Raw genomic sequence first — 17,908 nt, forward strand, 5'->3', positions numbered from 1 at the left:
GGTCTGCCGCAGCAGTCGTTCTCTCCTTTCTTACCATTTTTATTTTATCATACTTTGTTTTTTTTGTCTATTATTTTTCCTTTCCCGGCAATTCAGGGCCCCTGTCCTGCCCCTCCGGCGTTGACGGGCAACTGTTTCAGGGGGTATAATAAGCTGAATATCGTTGCGGAAAGGCGGCGCAGCCATGAAAGCCCTGATTATAGAGAGACAGGCAGTCAAGCAGAACATCGCCGTGGTCAAGGCCCGGGCGGGCCGCGCCGCCATCTACGCCGCCCTCACCGGGGACGCGGGGGGCGCCGGGCTGGTGGACATGGCCAGGCTCCTGCGGGACGAGGGCATCGGCCGCTTTGCCGTGTCCGAGCCGGCGGACGCCGCCGCCCTGCGCAAGGCGGGCTTTGTGGACGAGGAGATTCTTATGCTCCGCTCCACTGCCGACCGGGAGGAGCTGGAGCAGCTGGTGGACGTGAACGCGGTGTGCACCGTGGGCTCCATCGACGCGGGCCTGGCCCTCAACGGCCTGGCCGAGAGCCGCTCCACCGTGGCCGAGGCCCACATCCAGGTGGACACCGGCCTGGGCTTCGGCGGCTTTCTGTGCACCGAGCCGGAAAAGGTGCTCTCCGCCTACCGCAACCTGCCCAACGTGGCCATTTCGGGCATCTACACCCAGCTCCACTCGGTGAAGGCCGACGGAAAGGATGCTGCCGCACAGATCCAGTCCTTCCAGAGCCTGCTGGAGGCCATCCGCTCCGCCGGATTTGAGACGGGCACGGTCCATGCCGCAGGTTCCTTCGCCCTGCTCCACTACGATGACGCCCTGCTGGACGCGGTGCGGGCGGGCTCGGTGCTGCTGGGCCGGTGCCGCCGCACCAAGGGGGACGGTCTCCAGCGGGTGGGGTACGGCGAGGCCTCCCTGGAGGAGGTCCGCTGGCTCCCGGCGGGCCACACCGTGGGCAGCGAGCAGCCCGTCACCCTCAAGCGGCCCACCCGGGTGGGTGTGCTGCCGGTGGGGTACCAGAACGGCTTCGGCGTGGCCCGGGTGCGGGACCCCGGCTTCTGGGCTGCCATCCGCCGGTGGCTGCGGGGCAGGCGGATCACCGTCCGCATCGACGGGCAGAAGGTGAAGGTCATCGGCCGCATCGGGGCCATGGAGACCCTGCTGGACGTGACCGACATGAAGTGCTCCGCCGGGGACCTGGTCCACTTTGACATCGACCCCATGTACGCCCGGGGCTTTGTCCGGGAGTACCGCTGATTTTCAGATAAAGAGAGGATTTTAACGGCATGCGCGCAGTCGTGACCAGAGTGAAGAACGCCTCGGTGGAGATCGAGGGCAAGGTAAACGGAAAGATCGGCCAGGGCTTTCTGGTGCTGCTGGGGGTGGCCCCCGAGGACACCATGGCCCAGGCCGAGAAGATGGCCGACAAGGTGTGCGGCCTGCGGGTCTTTGAGGACGAGAACGGCAAGATGAACCTGAATCTGGCCACCGTGGGCGGCAGCCTGCTGGTGGTGAGCCAGTTCACCCTGTACGCCGACACCAAGAGCCGCCGTCCCGGCTTCACCGGCGCGGCCAGGCCCGACGTGGCCATCCCCCTCTACGAGGGCTTTATGGACGCCTGTCGCGCTCGTGGCTTCCAGGTGGAGCACGGCGAATTTGGGGCTGACATGCAGGTTTTTTCGCAGAACGACGGCCCCGTTACCATCCTCTTTGACACCGACCATATGTAACACCCCATTAACGCAAGCGAGGTGCTGAACATGATTTTCAAGCAGCTGACCGTGCCGCCCATCGGCACAAACTGTTATATCTTCGGCGACGACGCCACCAAAATGGGCGCCATCGTGGACCCGGGCGGGGACGCCGCTAGCATTCTCTCCGCCGTGCAGGCCCTGGGTCTGACGGTTTCCGCCATTTTCCTGACCCACGGCCACTACGACCACGTGGGCGCTCTCCCCGAGCTGCGCAAGGCCCTGCCCGACGTGCCGGTGTATCTCCACCCGGCGGACAAGGCCGCCCGGGACGGCTCCCTTTTCCCCGACCCCGGCCCCACCGCGGACTATACTGACGGCAGCACGGTGGCGGTGGGAGACCTGACGGTGGAGGTCGTCCACACCCCCGGCCACACCCCCGGCGGCGTGTGCCTGAAGGCGGGGGACGTCCTCTTCACCGGGGACACCCTGTTCCGCGGCTCCATGGGCCGCACCGACCTGCCCGGCGGCAGCTACGACGCCATCATGGACTCCCTGAAGCGGCTTGCCGCCCTGCCGGGGAACTACAAGGTCTGCCCCGGCCACGACGCCCCCTCCACCCTGGAGGCCGAGCGCAAGGGCAACTACTACATGCGGGAGGCTCTGGGCCAGTGACCCTCTCCCGCCGGAAAGGGACTCATCCATGAAACTCTATCTCACCGGCCACGACTACAAATACGCCTGCGAGCAGATCATGCTCACCCTCTTTCCCGGCCAGCGGCCCCTCTACCCGGAGGAGCCGGCGGAGGAGGGGGAGGACCAGGCCCACATCACCCTCTTCCGGGGCGCGCAGTGGGCCACCGGCCGCACCGCCCTCACCTGGGAGGGCAAGTCCGCCGTGGGCTCCTGCCGGGTGAAGACCGCGGGGCTCACCGGCCAGGTGGAGCTGGACCGGGCATTGCAGAAGGCGTTGAAGCTGTCCTTCTACCGGGCGGCGGTGGCGGTGCTGGGCAAGGAGCCCCCCTGGGGCGCCCTCACCGGCGTGCGGCCGGTGAAGATCCCCACCAAGGCCCTGCTGCGGGGTGAGACCCCGGCCCAGGCCGAGGCGGTGCTGCGAGACACCTACCACGTGACCCCGGTGCGCCGCCGTCTGGCCATGGACTGCGCCAGGGCCAGTCTGGCCGCCCTGGACAGTCTGAAGGAGGACGAGATCTCCCTCTATGTAGGCATCCCCTTCTGTCCCACCCGCTGCGCCTACTGCTCCTTTGTGTCCGCCGACGTGGGCAAGGCCCTCAAGCTGCTGCCCCCCTATCTGGAGGCCCTGTTCCGGGAGGTGGAGGCCGCCGGGGACCTGCTGAAACGCCAGGGGCTGTATGTCCGCACGGTGTACATCGGCGGCGGCACCCCCACCACCCTGTCGGCGGAGCAGCTCGCCGCCCTGATGGGCCACATCCGGGCCCACATCGACCTGTCCCGCTGCACCGAGTACACCGTGGAGGCCGGACGGCCGGACACCATCACGGCGGAAAAGCTCTCGGCGCTCAAGGGAAACGGGGCCGACCGGGTGTCGGTGAACCCCCAGTCCATGAGCGACAAGGTGCTCAGGGCCATGGGCCGCTCCCACACGGCGGCGGACATTCTCCGGGCCTATGACCTGGTGCAGAATTCCGGCATCCCCTGCGTGAACATGGACCTGATCGCCGGCCTGCCCGAGGACAGCCGGGAGGGCTTCCGCGCCTCCCTGGACCAGGTGCTGGCCATGGACCCGGCCAACATCACCGTCCACACCCTGGCCCTGAAAAAGGGCTCCCGGCTCATGACCGAGGGGGGCAGCCTGCCCACGGCGGAGGATGTGGCCGCCATGCTGGACTACGCCTGGACCACCCTGCGGGGGGCCGGGTACATGCCCTACTACCTGTACCGGCAGAAGTATATGTCCGGGTCCTTTGAGAACGTGGGCTGGACCAAGCCCGGGTTTGAGAACCTCTACAACATCTGCATGATGGAGGAGCTGCACACCGTGCTGGCCCTGGGGGGCGGGGGCGTCACCAAGCTGGTGGACCGCACCGCCGGGCGCATCGAGCGCATCTCCGACCCCAAGTACCCATATGAATATATCAACGCCATTGACCATATTATCGCCGACAAGGAGAAGCTGGCGGACTTTTACGCCGCCGCAAGGAGGTAACCATGGCATATTCCCTGCGTGAAATCAACGAACGCATCCGCGCCGACGCCGCCGAGTTCCTGGCCGAGTGCGACCGGAACTTCCAGCGCCGGGTGGTCTCCGCCGCCGACACCATCGCCAAGCGGGCCAAGGTGAGCCCCATCGTGCTGCTGTCCGGGCCCTCCGGCTCGGGCAAGACCACCACCGCCCTCAAGCTGGAGGAGGAGCTGGAAAAGCGGGGCATCTCCACCCACACCGTGTCCATGGACAACTACTTCAAGACCATGAACCCCCGCACCGCCCCCAGGACGCCGGAGGGGGACATCGACTACGAGTCCCCCAAGTGCCTGGACATGGAGCTGCTGGGTGACACCTTCGCCAAGCTGGCCAGGGGGGAGGAGGTCATCATCCCCAAGTTCGAGTTTGCCCGCCAGATGCGCAACGACGCCCGGGGCACCCCCCTGCGGCTGAAGGAGAACGAGATCGCCATCTTCGAGGGCATCCACGCCCTCAACGACGACATCGCCGGCCGCCACCCCCAGGCCACCAAGCTGTACATCTCCGCCCGCAGCAACGTGTGCGACGGGGACAAGGTGGTGTTCAAGGGCACCTGGATGCGGCTGACCCGCCGGGCCGTCCGGGACTACAACTTCCGGGGCACCGACATCGCCGCCACCCTGGACATGTGGGCCAACGTCCGCCGGGGGGAGAAGCTGTACATCTCCCCCTTCAAGAGCAAGGCCGACGTGATCATCGACTCCTCCCTGCGCTACGAGGTGCCCGTCATGAAGCACTACGCCCTGCCCATGCTCCAGGCCGTGCCGGCGGAGAACCAGCGCCGGGCCGAGCTGCTGGACCTGATCCACGCCTTCGACGCCTTTGAGGCGGTGGGCCCGTCCATGGTGGCCAAGGACTCCCTGCTGCGGGAGTTCATCGGCGGCGGCAGCTACAAGTACCGCTGAGCGGCAGCGTTTTCCCGCTGTTTTCTCATAGACCAACCAAAACCATGAAATCTTTAAGATGAAGGAAGGATTTTCCAATGTCTGAGTGTACGCACGACTGCTCCTCCTGCGGTGAGAACTGCGGGGAGCGCACCGCACCCCAGAGCCTGCTGGCACCCGCCAACGCCCTGTCCAAGATCGGCAAGGTCATCGCCGTGGTCAGCGGCAAGGGCGGCGTGGGCAAGAGCCTGGTGACCTCCTCCCTGGCCGTGGCCATGCGCCGCCGGGGCAAGAAGGTGGCCATTCTGGACGCCGACATCACCGGCCCCTCCATCCCCACCGCCTTCAACCTCCACGAGCGGGCCACCGGCACCGACCTGGGCATCAACCCCGCCGTGTCCGAGACCGGCATCGAGGTCATGAGCCTGAACCTGCTGGTGGAGCACGAGACCGACCCCGTCGTGTGGCGGGGCCCCGTCATCGCGGGCACGGTCAAGCAGTTCTGGACCGACGTGGTCTGGGGCGACGTGGACTACATGTTCGTGGATATGCCGCCCGGAACCGGCGACGTGCCCCTGACCGTGTTCCAGTCCCTGCCCGTGGACGGCATCATCGTGGTCACCTCCCCCCAGGACCTGGTGAGCATGATCGTCACCAAGGCGGTGAAGATGGCCGGCCTGATGGACATCCCCGTGCTGGGCCTGGTGGAGAACTACAGCTACTACAAGTGTCCCGACTGCGGCAAGGAGCACGCCGTCTTCGGCGAGAGCCACATCAACCAGGTGGCCCAGGACCTGGGCCTGAAGGTGCTGGCCCGCCTGCCCATCGACCCCGCCGTGGCCGCCGCCTGCGACAAGGGCGAGATCGAGAAGTTCGAGCCCAACTACCTGACCGGCGTGGCCGAGGCCCTGGACCAGTAAGTTTTCCACACCGGCGGGGCGTATTGTGGAATATTCCCCGCTCCAACAAAAAACGAACGCGCGGCTGTGTGCACAGCCGCGCGTTTTCTTTTTGTGTCAGTCGTAGTAGAACTCCGTCCACCGGCCCCGGTAGGACACGCAGGGCAGGGTGGGGTGCTTGGTGCCCTTCAGCGCGCCCTTTTTCAGGGCCACCGCGTCCTCCAGGTTTTTCTCCACATAGCTGAAGTCGATGGGGCAGGGGTGGTGGCAGGGCAGGATGGTCTCCACCTGGCCGGACAGGCCCCGCAGCTCCCGCAGGCTCTCAATATACAGGTCCAGATTCCGGTGGCTGCCGAACATGAAGATGGGGCCGCCCTTCTGCACCGAGTCCCCGGGCAGCAGCAGCTTCCTCTCCCGGTCAAAAAAGGCCACGCTGCCGTAGGTGTGGCCGGGGATCTCCATGACCTCCAGCCGGTACCCGCCGCAGGTGAACACGTCCCCATCCTGGAGGGGGTGGAGGGTCACATCCCCCTCCACCAAGTGCCAGTCCCTGGGATGGAGCCAGCACTCCCGGAACTGCCCCAGGCCGCCGGTGTGGTCCCAGTCCCCGTGGGTCAGGACCACCTTCACCGGCTTGTCCGTGATTGCCTTCACCGCCTGGTACACGCCGCTGTCCGGGAAGCCGGTGTCGATGAGCAGGGCCTCCTCCGGGCCGGTGATGAGGAACTGCCGCACCCGGCCGTCGTCCAGAATATAAAAGTTTTCCCCAAATTTTCTTGTCTCTGTCATGGTTTCGCCCCATTTCCGCCCTGTTCCGGCGGTCAGAAAATATCCAGCTCCACCGGGCAGTGGTCGCTGCCCATGATCTCCGGGTGGATGACGCTGTCGTTGATCCTGTCCGCAATGGACCTGGAGACGATGAAGTAGTCGATGCGCCACCCCGCGTTCTTCTCCCGGGCGTGGAACATATAGCTCCACCAGGAGTAGGCCCCGGTCTTGTCGGGGTACAGGTGGCGGAAGGAGTCCACGAACCCGGCCTCCAGCAGCTGGGTCATCTTGTCGCGCTCCTCGTCGGTGAAGCCCGCGTTGCCCCGGTTGGACTTGGCGTTCTTCAGATCGATCTCCTGGTGGGCCACGTTCAGGTCCCCGCAGTAGATCACCGGCTTCTTCTTATCCAGCGCCAGCAGGTATTCCCGCAGGGCGTCCTCCCACTCCATGCGCCAGTCCAGCCGGGTCAGCTCCCGCTGGGCATTGGGCACGTAGCAGTTGACCAGGTAGAAGTCCTCAAACTCCAGGGTGATGGCCCGGCCCTCCCGGTCGTGCTCCTCCGAGCCGATGCCGTAGGTCACATTCAGGGGCTCCAGCCGGGTGAACACTGCCGTGCCCGAATAGCCCTTCTTCTCGGCGCTGTTCCAGTACTGCCTGTAGCCGGGCAGGTCCAGCTCCGCCTGGCCGGGCTGCATCTTGGTCTCCTGGATGGAGAACACATCTGCGTCCAGGGCGGCGAAGGACTCCAGAAAGCCCTTGCCCAGGCAGGCCCGCAGGCCGTTTACGTTCCACGATACCAGTTTCAATCCAAATCCTCCAGAGGCTGCGCGCTGTCCCAGATCACCGGCTTGCCGTCCCGGTCCAGCAGGGGCGTGAGACCGCCGCCGTACCCGTTGACCACCTGGAGATAGAGCACGCCGGTAAAAGTGTCCACCAGAATGACGGTCTCCATCATCATGCCGCCCGCCGGGGCCTCTCGGTGGACCACCTGGAAGCGCTTGTCCTTTTTCGCCATATGCTCAGTCCTCTCCCGCCACAATGGCCCGGAGGAACCGGCCCATCAGGGGCACGTAGGTCACGCAGAACACCAGCCCCGCCAGCAGACCGGCGCCCTTCCTGTGCTTTTTTGCGGCGCCCAGGCCGATGAGCACCCCCAGGGCGCCCACACACAGCTTGAGCAGGGCCACATCAGTCAGTTCCATCTTCTTCAGGTACAGGTTTCCCGCCGCGATCAGGTTCTTCATGGCTCAGTTCTCCTTTCCTTCCACTGTCCCGGCCTCCAGCCGGAGCAGGCGTGCCTTCAGGTCCAGCCCGCCGGCGTAGCCGGTCAGGCTGCCGTTTGCCCCCACCACCCGGTGGCAGGGGATGATAATGGGGATGGGGTTGCGGTGGTTGGCCTGCCCCACCGCCCGGACGGCCCTGGGCCGCCCTACCGCTTCCGCAATGTCCCGGTAGGTCCTGGTCTCCCCGCAGGGGATGGCCTCCAGGGCATGCCAAACGGCTCTGTAAAACTCCGTGCCCACCGGGGCCAGGGGCAGGTCAAAGCCCCGCCGCTGGCCGGCCAGATACTCCAGCACCTGCCGCTTTCCCTCGGAGAGCAGGGGCGTCTCGTGGCAGGCGATCCGGGGTACAGGCGCCCCTGGCAGCAGCAGCCGCACAATGGCGCCGTCCTCCTCTTCCAGTCCCAGGGTGCCCACAGGGGTGTCGAACAGGATCAGATCCAATGGCCCACACTCCTCTCCGCCGCGGGACCGCGGCATATCCGGCTCATATTATACCACAGCCATCCCGGCCCAGTAAATCACCCCCTGGAATTTCCACGGACCTCCCGCCGGGGCCAGGCTCTCCCCCGAAGAGATTCCCCATTTTCTTTATGCACTCTGCATAATTTTTTGCTTCGGTTTCGCCGTATTATGGACCAATGTTTCAGTTTTAGAAATTGACTTTTCACCACTTCGGGCGCATACTGAAACAAGAGCAGCAGACGGGGACGCCCGATCTGCCGCAGCACGGCAGCCTCCGCCCCCGGACGCGGGCCCATCGGGAGGGCGCTGGCAAGAAAGGAACGAACCACCTGTCCGTCTGGAAAAGGAGAATATAGAATGAAATACAACAAGATCTCCGCTCTTTTGCTGGCCGCCGCTCTGATGGTTGGTACCGCCGGCTGCACCCAGCAGCCCTCCGCCGACACCACCAGCCCCTCTCCCTCGACCACGGTAACTCAGTCCGTCCAGCCCAGCACCACCCCCAGCGCCACCCCCAGCACCACCCCCAGCGCTGAGCCCGAGGAGGAGTACGCCAGCTACTGCCTGGCCCCCACCCTCTACTCCGAGACCCTGAAGCTGGACTGGAACTACACCATTTATCTGCCCCGCGGCTATGACGACCCCGCCAACGCCGACAAGACCTACCCGGTCATCTACCTGCTCCACGGTGCCTTCGGCAACCACCGCAACCTGGTGGAGCGGTTCTCTACCCCTGAGATCATGGACAGCCTGATCGAGAGCGGCCAGATGCCCGAGGCCATTGTGGTGTTCCCCGACGGCTTCAACTCCTACTACATCGACGGCCCCGCTCTGGACATGGAGTCCGCCTTTATCAACGACCTGTTCCCCACCATTGAGTCCCTCTACCGGGCCGACACCTCCAAGGAGGGCCGGATCATCGGCGGCATCTCCATGGGCGGCTACGGCGCGGCCCGCTTCGCCCTGAAGTATCCCGAGCTCTTCTCCGCCGCCCTGCTGATCTCCCCCGCCGTGTGGGCCCAGCCCACCGAGGGCAACGACCTGTACGACAACTGGCACGTGTTCCCCGAGGGCGACGCCAACTTCTCCCAGAGCGTGTGGGAGTCCTTCTACCCCACCTCCTACCTGGAGGACTACACCGCCAAGAACAGCCCCGTGTCCTTCTACGTCATCAGCGGCGACGCGGACACCACCGTGGACATCTCCGAGGTGCAGAACTTCTATGACCAGCTCCTCACCGTGGCCCCCGATGCCCAGCTCTCTGTGGAGCCCGACGGCGTCCACGCCTGGACCTTCTGGGAGCCCGCCACCACCAAGGCCCTCCAGTTCGCCGGCTCTGTGCTCCAGGGCCAGGAGTAAGCGGCCCATATCACGCAAAAAAAGCAGCCCCGCTGTCCGTAATCCGGACAGCGGGGCTGTCTGCTGTTCTGCTCAGTATTTGCGCACCACCGCTACCACCTTGCCCAGAATCTCGGCCCCTGCGCCGTCAATGGGCTGGTAGTCCGGGTTCTCGGGCATAAGCCAGGGGTGGCCGTCCTTCCAGCGGAGAGTCTTGACCGTGGCCTCGTCCTCAAAGAGGGCCACCACGATCTCGCCGCTGTGGGCCTCGGGCTGGCGGTGGACCACCACCAGGTCTCCGGGCAGGATGCCCGCCCCCAGCATGGACTCCCCCCGCACCTTCAGGGCGAAGTGCTCCCCGGCCAGTCCGCCGGTGTCAAAGGTCAGGTAGTCCTCGATGCACTCCTCCGCCAGGATGGGGGACCCGGCGGCCACGTTGCCCACCACGGGTATCCGGTTGGCGCTGGGGTGCTCCTCCTCGGCGATGGCACGTCCGGTGGAGCCGCTGACCGTGATGGCCCGGGTCTTGCCCTCGGCCTTGATGATGAGCCCCTTCTCCTCCAGCCCCTTCAGGTGGAAGTGGACCGTGGAGGGGGACTTGAGCCCCACCGCCTCGCCGATCTCCCGGACAGAGGGGGGGTAGCCGTGGTCGGCCTGGAAAGACACGATATAGTCGTAGATCTGCTGCTGCTTGGGAGAGAGTACCCTCATTGCGAGCCCTCCTTGTCTGCTCTGCCGGCGGCAGAGGGCGCGGCCCCATAAAGGGGACTGTACGCCCTTGTTTTCTCTCGGTCTCGGTGTACGCTATTATATCACATGCTCAGGCAAAACGCAAACATTCGTTCTAAAATCCCGCCATTTTTCTTTTCTCCTCCCGCAGGAACAAAAATGGGCGCGGCGAATGCTCGCCGCGCCCTTGTGGACGGTCTGTGAAATGAAGTTGTACGCTCAGGCCTTACCAGCCGAAGGGCCAATAGCCGCCGCCGTAGCTGTTGCCATACTGCTGGCCGTACTGCTGGCTCTGCTGGTTCTGCTCCTGCTCGATCTGCTCCTGGAGCTCCTGAGAGGCCTGCACCCGCTCGTCGGTGCGCTCATCGAAGGTGATGGTCAGGGTCTGGGTCTGGCCGGAGCGGCTCACCGTCAGCGTGGCGGTGTCGCCGGCGCGGTACTCGGACAGGGCGTTCTGCAGGTCATCGGAAGAGGTGATGTCGGTGTCGTCCAGCTTGGTGATGATGTCGCCCTCCTGGAGGCCGGCCTTGGCCGCACAGGAGTCGTCCACCACGCCCAGGACATAGGCACCGGCAGGGGTGCCGTACCGCTGGGCCTCGCCGCTGACGCTGGTGTTGATGATGCCCATGTAGGGCTTGCCGGTGACGTAGCCGTACTGCATGATGTCGGTAATCATGTTCCACACGTTGTCAATGGGGATGGCGAAGCCCACGCCCTCCACAGAGGCCTCGGAGGAGTCGCCGTTGTTGGACAGCTTGGCGGACACGATGCCCACCACCTGGCCGTACTGGTCAAACAGGGGGCCGCCGGAGTTGCCAGAGTTGATGGCCGTATCGGTCTGGATGTAGTTCATACGGCGGCCGTCGCTCATGGTCACGTTCCGGTCCAGGGCGGACACATAGCCGCCGGTGAGGGAGAAGGTCAGCTCGCCCAGGGGGTTGCCGATGGCGTAGACCTGATCGCCCACCACCAGGCTGTCGCTGCTGCCGATGACCACGGTGGACAGCCCGGTGGCGTCCACCTTCAGCACGGCGATGTCGTTCTCCTCGTCGCCGCCCACCAGGGTGGCGTCGTAGCTCTTGCCGTCCACCAGGGTGACGGTGATCTTGCTGGCGTCCTCAATGACGTGGTAGTTGGTGACGATGTAGCCGTCCTGGGTGATGATGAAACCGGAGCCGGAGGCGGCGGTCTGGACCACCTGTCCGTAGACGTTGGTGTTGATCTCGGTGGTGATGCCCACGGCGGCGTTGACATAGGTGGCGTAGATCTGCGCGGCGGTCAGGGGCTCCTTGGTGGTCACGTTGGAAACATTGACCACCGTGGGGGCGTGGTCGCCCTGGTAGACGGTGGTGGAGCCCTTCACGCCGCCGGTGAGGGCCATGACCCCGGCGCCTGCGCCGCCGCCCAGCAGGGCGCACACCAGACACAGGGCGGTCACCTTGGGCCATACCCGCTTCTTCTTTTTGGTGGGACGGACTTCGTCCTCAATATGATAAGAGGTCGCCTCGAAAGTCTGCTGGGGCTGCTGCTCCTCGGGGCGGTTTTCAGGATTGAATTCACTGTAGTACATATCTGTCGCTCCTTCTATCACGAGATACTCTCTCGGCGGGTTCCTGGCCCGTTTCCTTTTTACGGGACTAAGCATAACCGGAATTTATGTCCAAAGCGTGAAGAAAGATAAAATGAAATTTGAACTTTCGCCGGGTGCCGTAATATTTTTCCCCGGAGGGAGGGGTTTTTCCGTTTCAGTCTTAAAAAAGTTTAAGAAATATGCTCTATTTGTGCTTTATCCCTGTTTTTGCTCCCGTTCCGTTTCAGGTGCGGGCCGGTTTTTCAGGATGGCGGCCAGGTCCCCCGCGGCCAGGCGCAGGTCGGACAGCACCCCGTCCAGCACCCCCAGGCGGCCGATATTGATGACCACCATGCACAGCACCGGGCCCAGGATCATACCCGCCACGCCGGCGATCTTCATGCCCACATAGATACTGATGAGGGACAGGATGGGGGACAATCCGGTCTGGTCCCCCACCACCTTGGGCTCGGCCACCCGGCGGAACAGGGCAATGACGCCCCATATGACCATCAGCTCCACAGCGTGGCGGTACTGCCCCAGAAACAGGTCGGCCACCGCCCAGGGCACCATGACGGTGCCCGAACCCACGATGGGGATAAAGTCCAGCACCGCCAGCAGGAAGGCCAGCAGCACCGAGTAGGGCTGCCGGATGACCACAAAGCCCGCCAGCAGGATAAAGAAGACCACCACGGACAGGATCAGCTGGGCCTTCACATATCCGCCGAAGGCGGCCACCGCCGTGCGCTTGACGCTGCCGAAAAAGTCCCGGACGCCTGGGGACAGGCGGTCGGTGACCATGAGGCGGAGGCGGGGGTAGTCGGAGGCGATGAAGTAGGTGGCCATGACGAAGATGACCAGGGCCACCACAAAAGAGGGGATGCTGAAGGCAAAGGACCCCGCCGCGCTGCCCGCCCGGCTGAGCAGCTCGGGGATCATCTCATTGAGCCAGGCCACCAACTTTTCCAGGCCGTCGGTGGCGGTCTGGTTCACCTGCTGGGGCAGCCCGGCGAACAGGCCGGAGAGGAAGCCCTCCAGGTCGGTGATGGCGGGCTGGAGGTTGCCCGACCAGATGGCGGGCCAGTTCATCACCAGAGAGGCCACCTCGCTGACCACGCTGTACACCAGCGCCGCCAGCAGGCCCCCCGCCACAGTGAAGATCAGGATCAGCATCACCAGGGACAGGGCCTTCCGGGAGGCCCCCAGCCGCCGCTGCACCTTTACAATGGCCGGGTTGAGAATCCAGGTCAGCACCAGGGCCAGCACAAAGGGCATCAGCAGGCCCAGTAAAGGCGGTGCACCGTACACCAGAAACAATACCACCAGAATGGTCCCGGCCAGCCGGATGCCCAGCCGCAGCCACAGCCGCCCCCGCTCCCGCCAGGTCAGCTCTTTCCCGTTCAAAGCAATTCCTCCTTATGTATCTCTTGTGTCTTTCTATGTCCGCCCCTTTCCCCGGGGCTGATGGGCGAAAAAGCTCCCAAAGCCTTCCCCCTCGGGGGAAGGTGGCTGGCCGAAGGCCAGACGGATGAGGGGAAAGGCTCCTCTGACCGCCGCAATCTCAGCCCATTGTAGCACGGCCCCGATGGGATAATATCAAGAATCCATGAATATTTCCGAAAATCCCCTGAAAATTTTCCCGGCCTGCAACCTTTTTTGCTCTCTTCTGGTATTATGGATGTAAGAGGTCCCGGAGGGCGGCCCGCTGGGGGCATGGCGGGCGGTCTCCGGGACGGAGGATGCCCAAAAAGAGGTGAGGGAATATGACGGACGAGAGGACCGCCCGCGCTCAGGTGGAGCGCTGGGGCGGCATGGTGTGGCGGCTGGCCCTGGCCCGCACCCGCCATATCCAGGACAGTGAGGACGTATTTCAGGAGGTATTCGCCCGCTTTTTCCGCCACGAGGGGGAGCTGAGCAGCGACGAGCACCGGAAGGCCTGGCTCATCCGCTGCACCCTCAACTGCACCAGCACCCTGCTCTCCGCGCCCTGGCGGAAGAGCCTGCCCCTGGAGGAGGCCCTGACCAGGGCCGTGCCCCAGGAGGACCGGGCAGTGTACCAGGCGGTGCTGGCCCTGCCCAAGCCCTACCGGACGGCCATCCATCTCCACTACTATGAGGGGTACTCGGTGGCGGAGGTGGCTGCCCTGACCGGGGCCCGGGAGGGCACGGTGAAGAGCTGGCTGTCCCGGGGCCGGGACAGGCTGGCTGCTGCATTGAAGGGAGATGAGTGACATGCTGGACAGATACAAGGCGGCCAACGACGCCCTCCGGCCCTCGCCGGAGCTGGTGGAACGGGCTGTGACAGGGGCAGGGCGGAAAAAGCGCCGCCGTCCCCTCATTCCCGCCGCGGTGGCGGCGGTACTGGCGGTGGTACTGCTGGCCACCGGCATCCCCGGCCTGACCGGCTCCACGGGCGGCAGCGCCCAGGCCCTGGCGGTGCCGGTATACCCCGAGCTGGCCAAAGCTCCCGGCGAACCGCTCCAGGACACGGAACAGGCCTGGGACGACTGGAACCAGGCCTATGACGCCTACCGGGACGACTGGCGCGCCTTCCGGGACGCCGCCCCGGCCCTGGCCGACCAGCCCGGTCTGCTGGAGGCGCTATCGGACTTCTCCGCCCGCAGCGCCGCCCTGGCCCTGGCGGGGGAGAACAACCGGATCTACTCCCCCATCTCCCTGTGGTTTGCCCTGGCCATGCTGGCCGAGACCACGGCGGGGGAGACCCGGCAGCAGGTGCTCACCGCCCTGGGGGCGGAGGACATGGAGCAGCTGCGCGGCTGGGCGGACAGCCTGTGGCACGCCCTGTACACCGACGACGGCACTGCTACCCTGCTGCTGGGCAACTCCATCTGGCTGGGGGAGGGGGTCGGGTTCCACCAGGACGTGCTGGACACCCTGGCGGAGCGCTACTACGCCGGCTCCTACCAGGTGCCCATGGGCACCGACGAGGCGGACGAGGCCCTGGCCGCCTGGGTGGCGGACCAGACCAAGGGGCTCATCGGCGGAGACGGCAAGGTGCTGGAGACCACCCAGGACACCCTTGCGGTGCTGGCCTCCACCCTGTACTACCAAGCGGGCTGGCGGGACGAGTTCCAGCCGGAGAACACCAGCGAGGACGTCTTCACCACCGCCGCCGGTGAAGAATTGACGGTGGACTTCATGCACCGCACAGACAAGAATGTGTCCTTCCTCCGCCGGGAGGGATATGAGGCCGCCGCCCTGTCCACTTCTCTGGGGCAGATGATCTTCGTCCTGCCGGAGGAGGGGGTGTCTCCCACCGAGCTGCTGTCCAACCCCAATTTTCTCCCCAGCCTGGACATCTACAGTGACGACGCCATTCTGGGCGAGGTCCACTGGTCCGTGCCCAAGTTTGACGTCAGCTCCGACCTATACCTGATGTCCACGTTGGAGGGTCTGGGCATCACCGACGCCCTGGACCGGAACGCCGCCGACTTCTCCTCTCTGACCGATGAGGCACTATGGGTGGACCAGATCAAGCAAATCGGCCGGGTCAAGGTGGACGAGCAGGGGGTGGAGGCCGCCGCCGTCACCCTGATGGCCGACACCGGTGAAGGGCCGCCCCCCGAGGACCCCACCATCTGCGTCATGGACCTGGACCGGCCCTTCCTCTTCCTCATCAGGGCGGAGGACACGGTGCTCTTTGTGGGCGTGGTGGAAAATCCGGGGTAACAGGACATCGCCCCACCAATTTGGGCGGGCCGCAGTGCGGCCCGCCTTTTTTGCGCACGCCCCCTTTTCGGCCTGAAAAACCCACGTTTTTTCGTTTGTGAAATATCTATCATATTATTAACTTTTTCGTTGCAAATTGTTTTATTTTTCTCAATTATAAGTTAAAAAATAAACTTATTGCACATCCATTGACTTTTCCAGGGAGACAGCTATACTCAAATCAAGAACAGGCGGAAGGATTTTGATATCAGAATTCTTTCTCCCCTCCGAACCGGCAAAATATGAAAGAGTGAGGCGTTGAACATGGGTATTTACGTGGTAACCGGCGGCTCCAGCGGCATCGGAGCCCAGATCGTGTCCAAGCTGAAGGAGCAGGGCCACGAGACCGTCAACATCGACCTGAAGGACGGCGATATCACCGCCAACCTGGCCACTGTGGAGGGCAGGGAGTCCGCTCTGCGGGAGCTGTACGACCGGTATCCCGACGGCATTGACGCCATGATCTGCAACGCGGGCGTCTCCGGCGCCAGCGGCAACATCCCCCTCATCATCTCCCTGAACTACTTCGGCGCCACCGCCATGGCCTCCGGCGCCCTGGAGCTGCTGCAGAAGAAGCGGGGCTCCTGCGTGGTCACCTCCTCCAACACCATCGCCCAGGGCGCGGCCCGGATGGACGTGGTGGGCATGCTGAACAACCAGGCCGACGAGGAGCGCATCCTGGCCCTGGTGAAGGACTACGACCCCAAGACCGCCCACTCCTTCTACGCCGCCACCAAGTATGCCCTGGCCCGCTGGGCCCGCCGCATGAGCGCCGACTGGGGCGCCCACGGCGTGCGCATCAACGCGGTGGCCCCCGGCAACGTGCGCACCGCCATGACCGCCAAGCTCTCCCCGGAGCACATGGTGGCGGTGGAGGCCCTGCCCGTGCCCATCAACTACGGCACCAACGACCCGCTGATGAGCCCCGAGGACATCGCCAACGCCATCATCTTCCTCTCCTCGCCCCTGGCCCACGGCATCAACGGCGTGGTGCTCTTTGTGGACGGCGGCACCGACGCGCTGCTCAATTCCGAAAAGGTCTATTAAGAGGGGGTTACTGATATGCTGATTGCGGATTTCATCCACGCCATGGAGAAAAAGGACTACAAGGCCATGTCCCAGTGCTTTTCCAGCCAGTGCCGGCTGTTTGACTACTGCACGCCCGAGGGCACGCCCAACTTCTTCGTCTACGGCCGCCGGGCCATGGACATGTTCTACCACAACCAGTTCATTCTGGGCGGCCTGTCCGTGTCCAGCCCCCGCATCGTGGACGAGCGGACCGTCAACTTCTACATCAGCTACGGCGGCATTATCAACCACGCCGTGGCCAACATCGAGAGCTACGACCCCACCACCGGCCTCATCAAGGAGCTGGTCATCCGGCCCGCATAAAGCGAACGAAGAAAAATCCCCGCTCCGGAGCTTCCGGAGCGGGGATTTTGTCGTTTACTCCTTCTCAGGGCCGTAGAGGCGCTTGTAATAGGAGTCCGCCGTGTACAGCGCGGCGGCGGGGTTGTTGCCGGTGACCCGGTCCTTGGTCACCAGGGTGGTGCACAGGGCGTCGGAGTACTTGTAGAACAGGCTGTCGTGGCCCACGCAAAGGCCCACCACAATGTTCAGCTCCGTGCCCTGCCTGTTGAGCAGCTTGGCCTGAAGGATGGGGTTGCACATGTTGGTGCCGATGGACTCGCACTCTGGGGCGATGCCCACCGCCGTCTTGCGGACCGCACCCGCCTTGCAGGCCACGCCGTACACCTCAAAGCCGTGGCTGCGGAGGATTTTCGCGGCAATCCGGGCCTCGCGGATCAGGCCCACGCAGGTGGCGATGCCCAGCTTGTGGTATCCCATCCGCTTGGCAAACTCCACGATCTCCTGGATGCGGGTCCAGTGGCAGTAGCCCTGGTACTCCACATCCGCCGCCGTGGTCATGACCTTGTGGTTGACCTCTTCGTGGTAGGCCTCCATGGCCTCGTCCATGGCCTGCCGGTCCATGTGCTCGGTCAGGCAGAAGGGGGGACGCCCCTCCGGGTCCTGACGCTTGCAGCCCACTACGCCGCAGTCGGCGCAGGAGCGGACGATTTCCTTTTCCATTGCGCAGCGCTCCTCTCAACATTCTCCCTAATCACAATTCAGGAGATATAAAATCAGGCAAAAGCTTTACAGTTTTCCATGTTTTCTGTATCATATATTTGAGGAAAGCTCCCTGAAACAACGTGCCTCCGGGCCAGAAAGGAGTTCCGGCATGAAGATACGGTTTTCCAACGCCTCATGAAATGCCATCACAGCTGAGAATGAAAATATAGTCTGTGCGTTAACCGAAGGATTTGCTAAACTGA

The 17,908-nt window shown here is 64.2% G+C and carries 20 protein-coding genes; 11 read left to right on the forward strand and 9 right to left on the reverse strand.

The features are described 5' to 3' along the window. Nucleotides 1–184: 184 nt before the first annotated feature. From WMO64_RS07780 to WMO64_RS07805, 6 genes are all read left to right on the forward strand, one after another. On the forward strand, nt 185–1,252 hold the full coding sequence (locus tag WMO64_RS07780) for an alanine racemase (RefSeq protein WP_294521369.1): 1,068 nt from the start codon (nt 185–187) through the stop codon (nt 1,250–1,252). A 29-nt stretch (nt 1,253–1,281) separates the two neighbouring features. Then, nucleotides 1,282–1,725 carry a D-aminoacyl-tRNA deacylase gene (gene dtd, locus WMO64_RS07785; protein ID WP_349231615.1) on the forward strand — a complete coding sequence of 148 codons (444 nt, stop codon included), beginning with the start codon at nt 1,282–1,284 and terminating at the stop codon, nt 1,723–1,725. Between the two features lie 30 nt (nt 1,726–1,755). After that, on the forward strand, nt 1,756–2,361 hold the full coding sequence (locus tag WMO64_RS07790) for an MBL fold metallo-hydrolase (RefSeq protein ID WP_349231616.1): 606 nt from the start codon (nt 1,756–1,758) through the stop codon (nt 2,359–2,361). A gap of 28 nt (nt 2,362–2,389) precedes the next feature. Next, nucleotides 2,390–3,874, forward strand: a complete 1,485-nt coding sequence (gene hemZ, locus WMO64_RS07795) for a coproporphyrinogen dehydrogenase HemZ (RefSeq protein ID WP_349231617.1) — start codon at nt 2,390–2,392, stop codon at nt 3,872–3,874. 2 nt (nt 3,875–3,876) lie between these two features. Continuing rightward, nucleotides 3,877–4,815: a uridine kinase family protein gene (locus WMO64_RS07800; protein WP_349231618.1), complete on the forward strand. Its 939-nt coding sequence runs from the start codon at nt 3,877–3,879 to the stop codon at nt 4,813–4,815. A 77-nt stretch (nt 4,816–4,892) separates the two neighbouring features. Then, nucleotides 4,893–5,714, forward strand: coding sequence for an Mrp/NBP35 family ATP-binding protein (locus WMO64_RS07805; RefSeq protein WP_294521383.1), 822 nt, complete (start codon nt 4,893–4,895; stop codon nt 5,712–5,714). A gap of 96 nt (nt 5,715–5,810) precedes the next feature. Here the strand turns inward: WMO64_RS07805 and WMO64_RS07810 are convergent, their stop codons facing one another. Genes WMO64_RS07810 through WMO64_RS07830 form a run of 5 tightly spaced genes read right to left on the reverse strand, consistent with a single transcriptional unit; the run spans nt 5,811 to nt 8,185 of the window. Continuing rightward, nucleotides 5,811–6,482: an MBL fold metallo-hydrolase gene (locus WMO64_RS07810; protein WP_349231619.1), complete on the reverse strand. Its 672-nt coding sequence runs from the start codon at nt 6,480–6,482 to the stop codon at nt 5,811–5,813. A gap of 32 nt (nt 6,483–6,514) precedes the next feature. Continuing rightward, nucleotides 6,515–7,267, reverse strand: coding sequence for an exodeoxyribonuclease III (locus tag WMO64_RS07815; protein ID WP_349231620.1), 753 nt, complete (start codon nt 7,265–7,267; stop codon nt 6,515–6,517). Further along, on the reverse strand, nt 7,264–7,476 hold the full coding sequence (locus WMO64_RS07820) for a DUF6440 family protein (RefSeq protein WP_349231621.1): 213 nt from the start codon (nt 7,474–7,476) through the stop codon (nt 7,264–7,266). Before WMO64_RS07820 ends, WMO64_RS07815 begins: the two co-directional genes overlap by 4 nt. Nucleotides 7,477–7,480: 4 nt before the next feature. Further along, a complete protein-coding gene (locus WMO64_RS07825; RefSeq protein WP_294521395.1) occupies nt 7,481–7,705 on the reverse strand; it encodes a permease of phosphate ABC transporter in 225 nt (74 codons plus the stop codon). Between the two features lie 3 nt (nt 7,706–7,708). Next, the gene (locus WMO64_RS07830; RefSeq protein ID WP_349231622.1) at nt 7,709–8,185 is read right to left on the reverse strand and encodes a methylated-DNA--[protein]-cysteine S-methyltransferase; all 477 of its coding nucleotides are present in this window, start codon (nt 8,183–8,185) and stop codon (nt 7,709–7,711) included. Nucleotides 8,186–8,563: 378 nt separating this feature from the next. Here WMO64_RS07830 and WMO64_RS07835 point away from each other — a divergent pair, with 378 nt between their 5' ends. Beyond that, a complete protein-coding gene (locus tag WMO64_RS07835) occupies nt 8,564–9,565 on the forward strand; it encodes an alpha/beta hydrolase (protein WP_294521401.1) in 1,002 nt (333 codons plus the stop codon). 72 nt (nt 9,566–9,637) lie between these two features. Here the strand turns inward: WMO64_RS07835 and lexA are convergent, their stop codons facing one another. From lexA to ytvI, 3 genes are all read right to left on the reverse strand, one after another. Further along, nucleotides 9,638–10,255 carry a transcriptional repressor LexA gene (lexA, locus tag WMO64_RS07840; protein ID WP_294521404.1) on the reverse strand — a complete coding sequence of 206 codons (618 nt, stop codon included), beginning with the start codon at nt 10,253–10,255 and terminating at the stop codon, nt 9,638–9,640. Between the two features lie 244 nt (nt 10,256–10,499). Beyond that, the gene (locus tag WMO64_RS07845; RefSeq protein ID WP_349231623.1) at nt 10,500–11,843 is read right to left on the reverse strand and encodes a S1C family serine protease; all 1,344 of its coding nucleotides are present in this window, start codon (nt 11,841–11,843) and stop codon (nt 10,500–10,502) included. A gap of 216 nt (nt 11,844–12,059) precedes the next feature. Further along, nucleotides 12,060–13,247, reverse strand: a complete 1,188-nt coding sequence (gene ytvI / locus WMO64_RS07850; RefSeq protein WP_349231624.1) for a sporulation integral membrane protein YtvI — start codon at nt 13,245–13,247, stop codon at nt 12,060–12,062. 359 nt (nt 13,248–13,606) lie between these two features. Between ytvI and WMO64_RS07855 the strand changes: the two genes are divergently transcribed. The 4 genes from WMO64_RS07855 to WMO64_RS07870 all read left to right on the forward strand — a co-directional run bounded on the left by WMO64_RS07855 (nt 13,607) and on the right by WMO64_RS07870 (nt 16,964). Beyond that, nucleotides 13,607–14,074, forward strand: coding sequence for an RNA polymerase sigma factor (locus WMO64_RS07855; protein WP_294521414.1), 468 nt, complete (start codon nt 13,607–13,609; stop codon nt 14,072–14,074). Nucleotide 14,075: 1 nt separating this feature from the next. Further along, nucleotides 14,076–15,533: a serpin family protein gene (locus WMO64_RS07860; RefSeq protein ID WP_349231625.1), complete on the forward strand. Its 1,458-nt coding sequence runs from the start codon at nt 14,076–14,078 to the stop codon at nt 15,531–15,533. 303 nt (nt 15,534–15,836) lie between these two features. After that, nucleotides 15,837–16,619 (forward strand): SDR family oxidoreductase, encoded by a 783-nt coding sequence (locus WMO64_RS07865; RefSeq protein ID WP_294521418.1) that lies wholly within the window; start codon nt 15,837–15,839, stop codon nt 16,617–16,619. Between the two features lie 15 nt (nt 16,620–16,634). Next, nucleotides 16,635–16,964 carry a hypothetical protein gene (locus WMO64_RS07870; RefSeq protein ID WP_294521421.1) on the forward strand — a complete coding sequence of 110 codons (330 nt, stop codon included), beginning with the start codon at nt 16,635–16,637 and terminating at the stop codon, nt 16,962–16,964. Between the two features lie 54 nt (nt 16,965–17,018). Here WMO64_RS07870 and WMO64_RS07875 read toward each other — a convergent pair whose 3' ends face one another. Next, nucleotides 17,019–17,663, reverse strand: a complete 645-nt coding sequence (locus WMO64_RS07875; RefSeq protein ID WP_349231626.1) for a DUF1847 domain-containing protein — start codon at nt 17,661–17,663, stop codon at nt 17,019–17,021. Nucleotides 17,664–17,908 lie beyond the last annotated feature (245 nt).

The organism is Pseudoflavonifractor intestinihominis (assembly GCF_040096055.1).
GTDB classification, from domain to species: Bacteria; Bacillota; Clostridia; order Oscillospirales; family Oscillospiraceae; genus Pseudoflavonifractor; species Pseudoflavonifractor intestinihominis.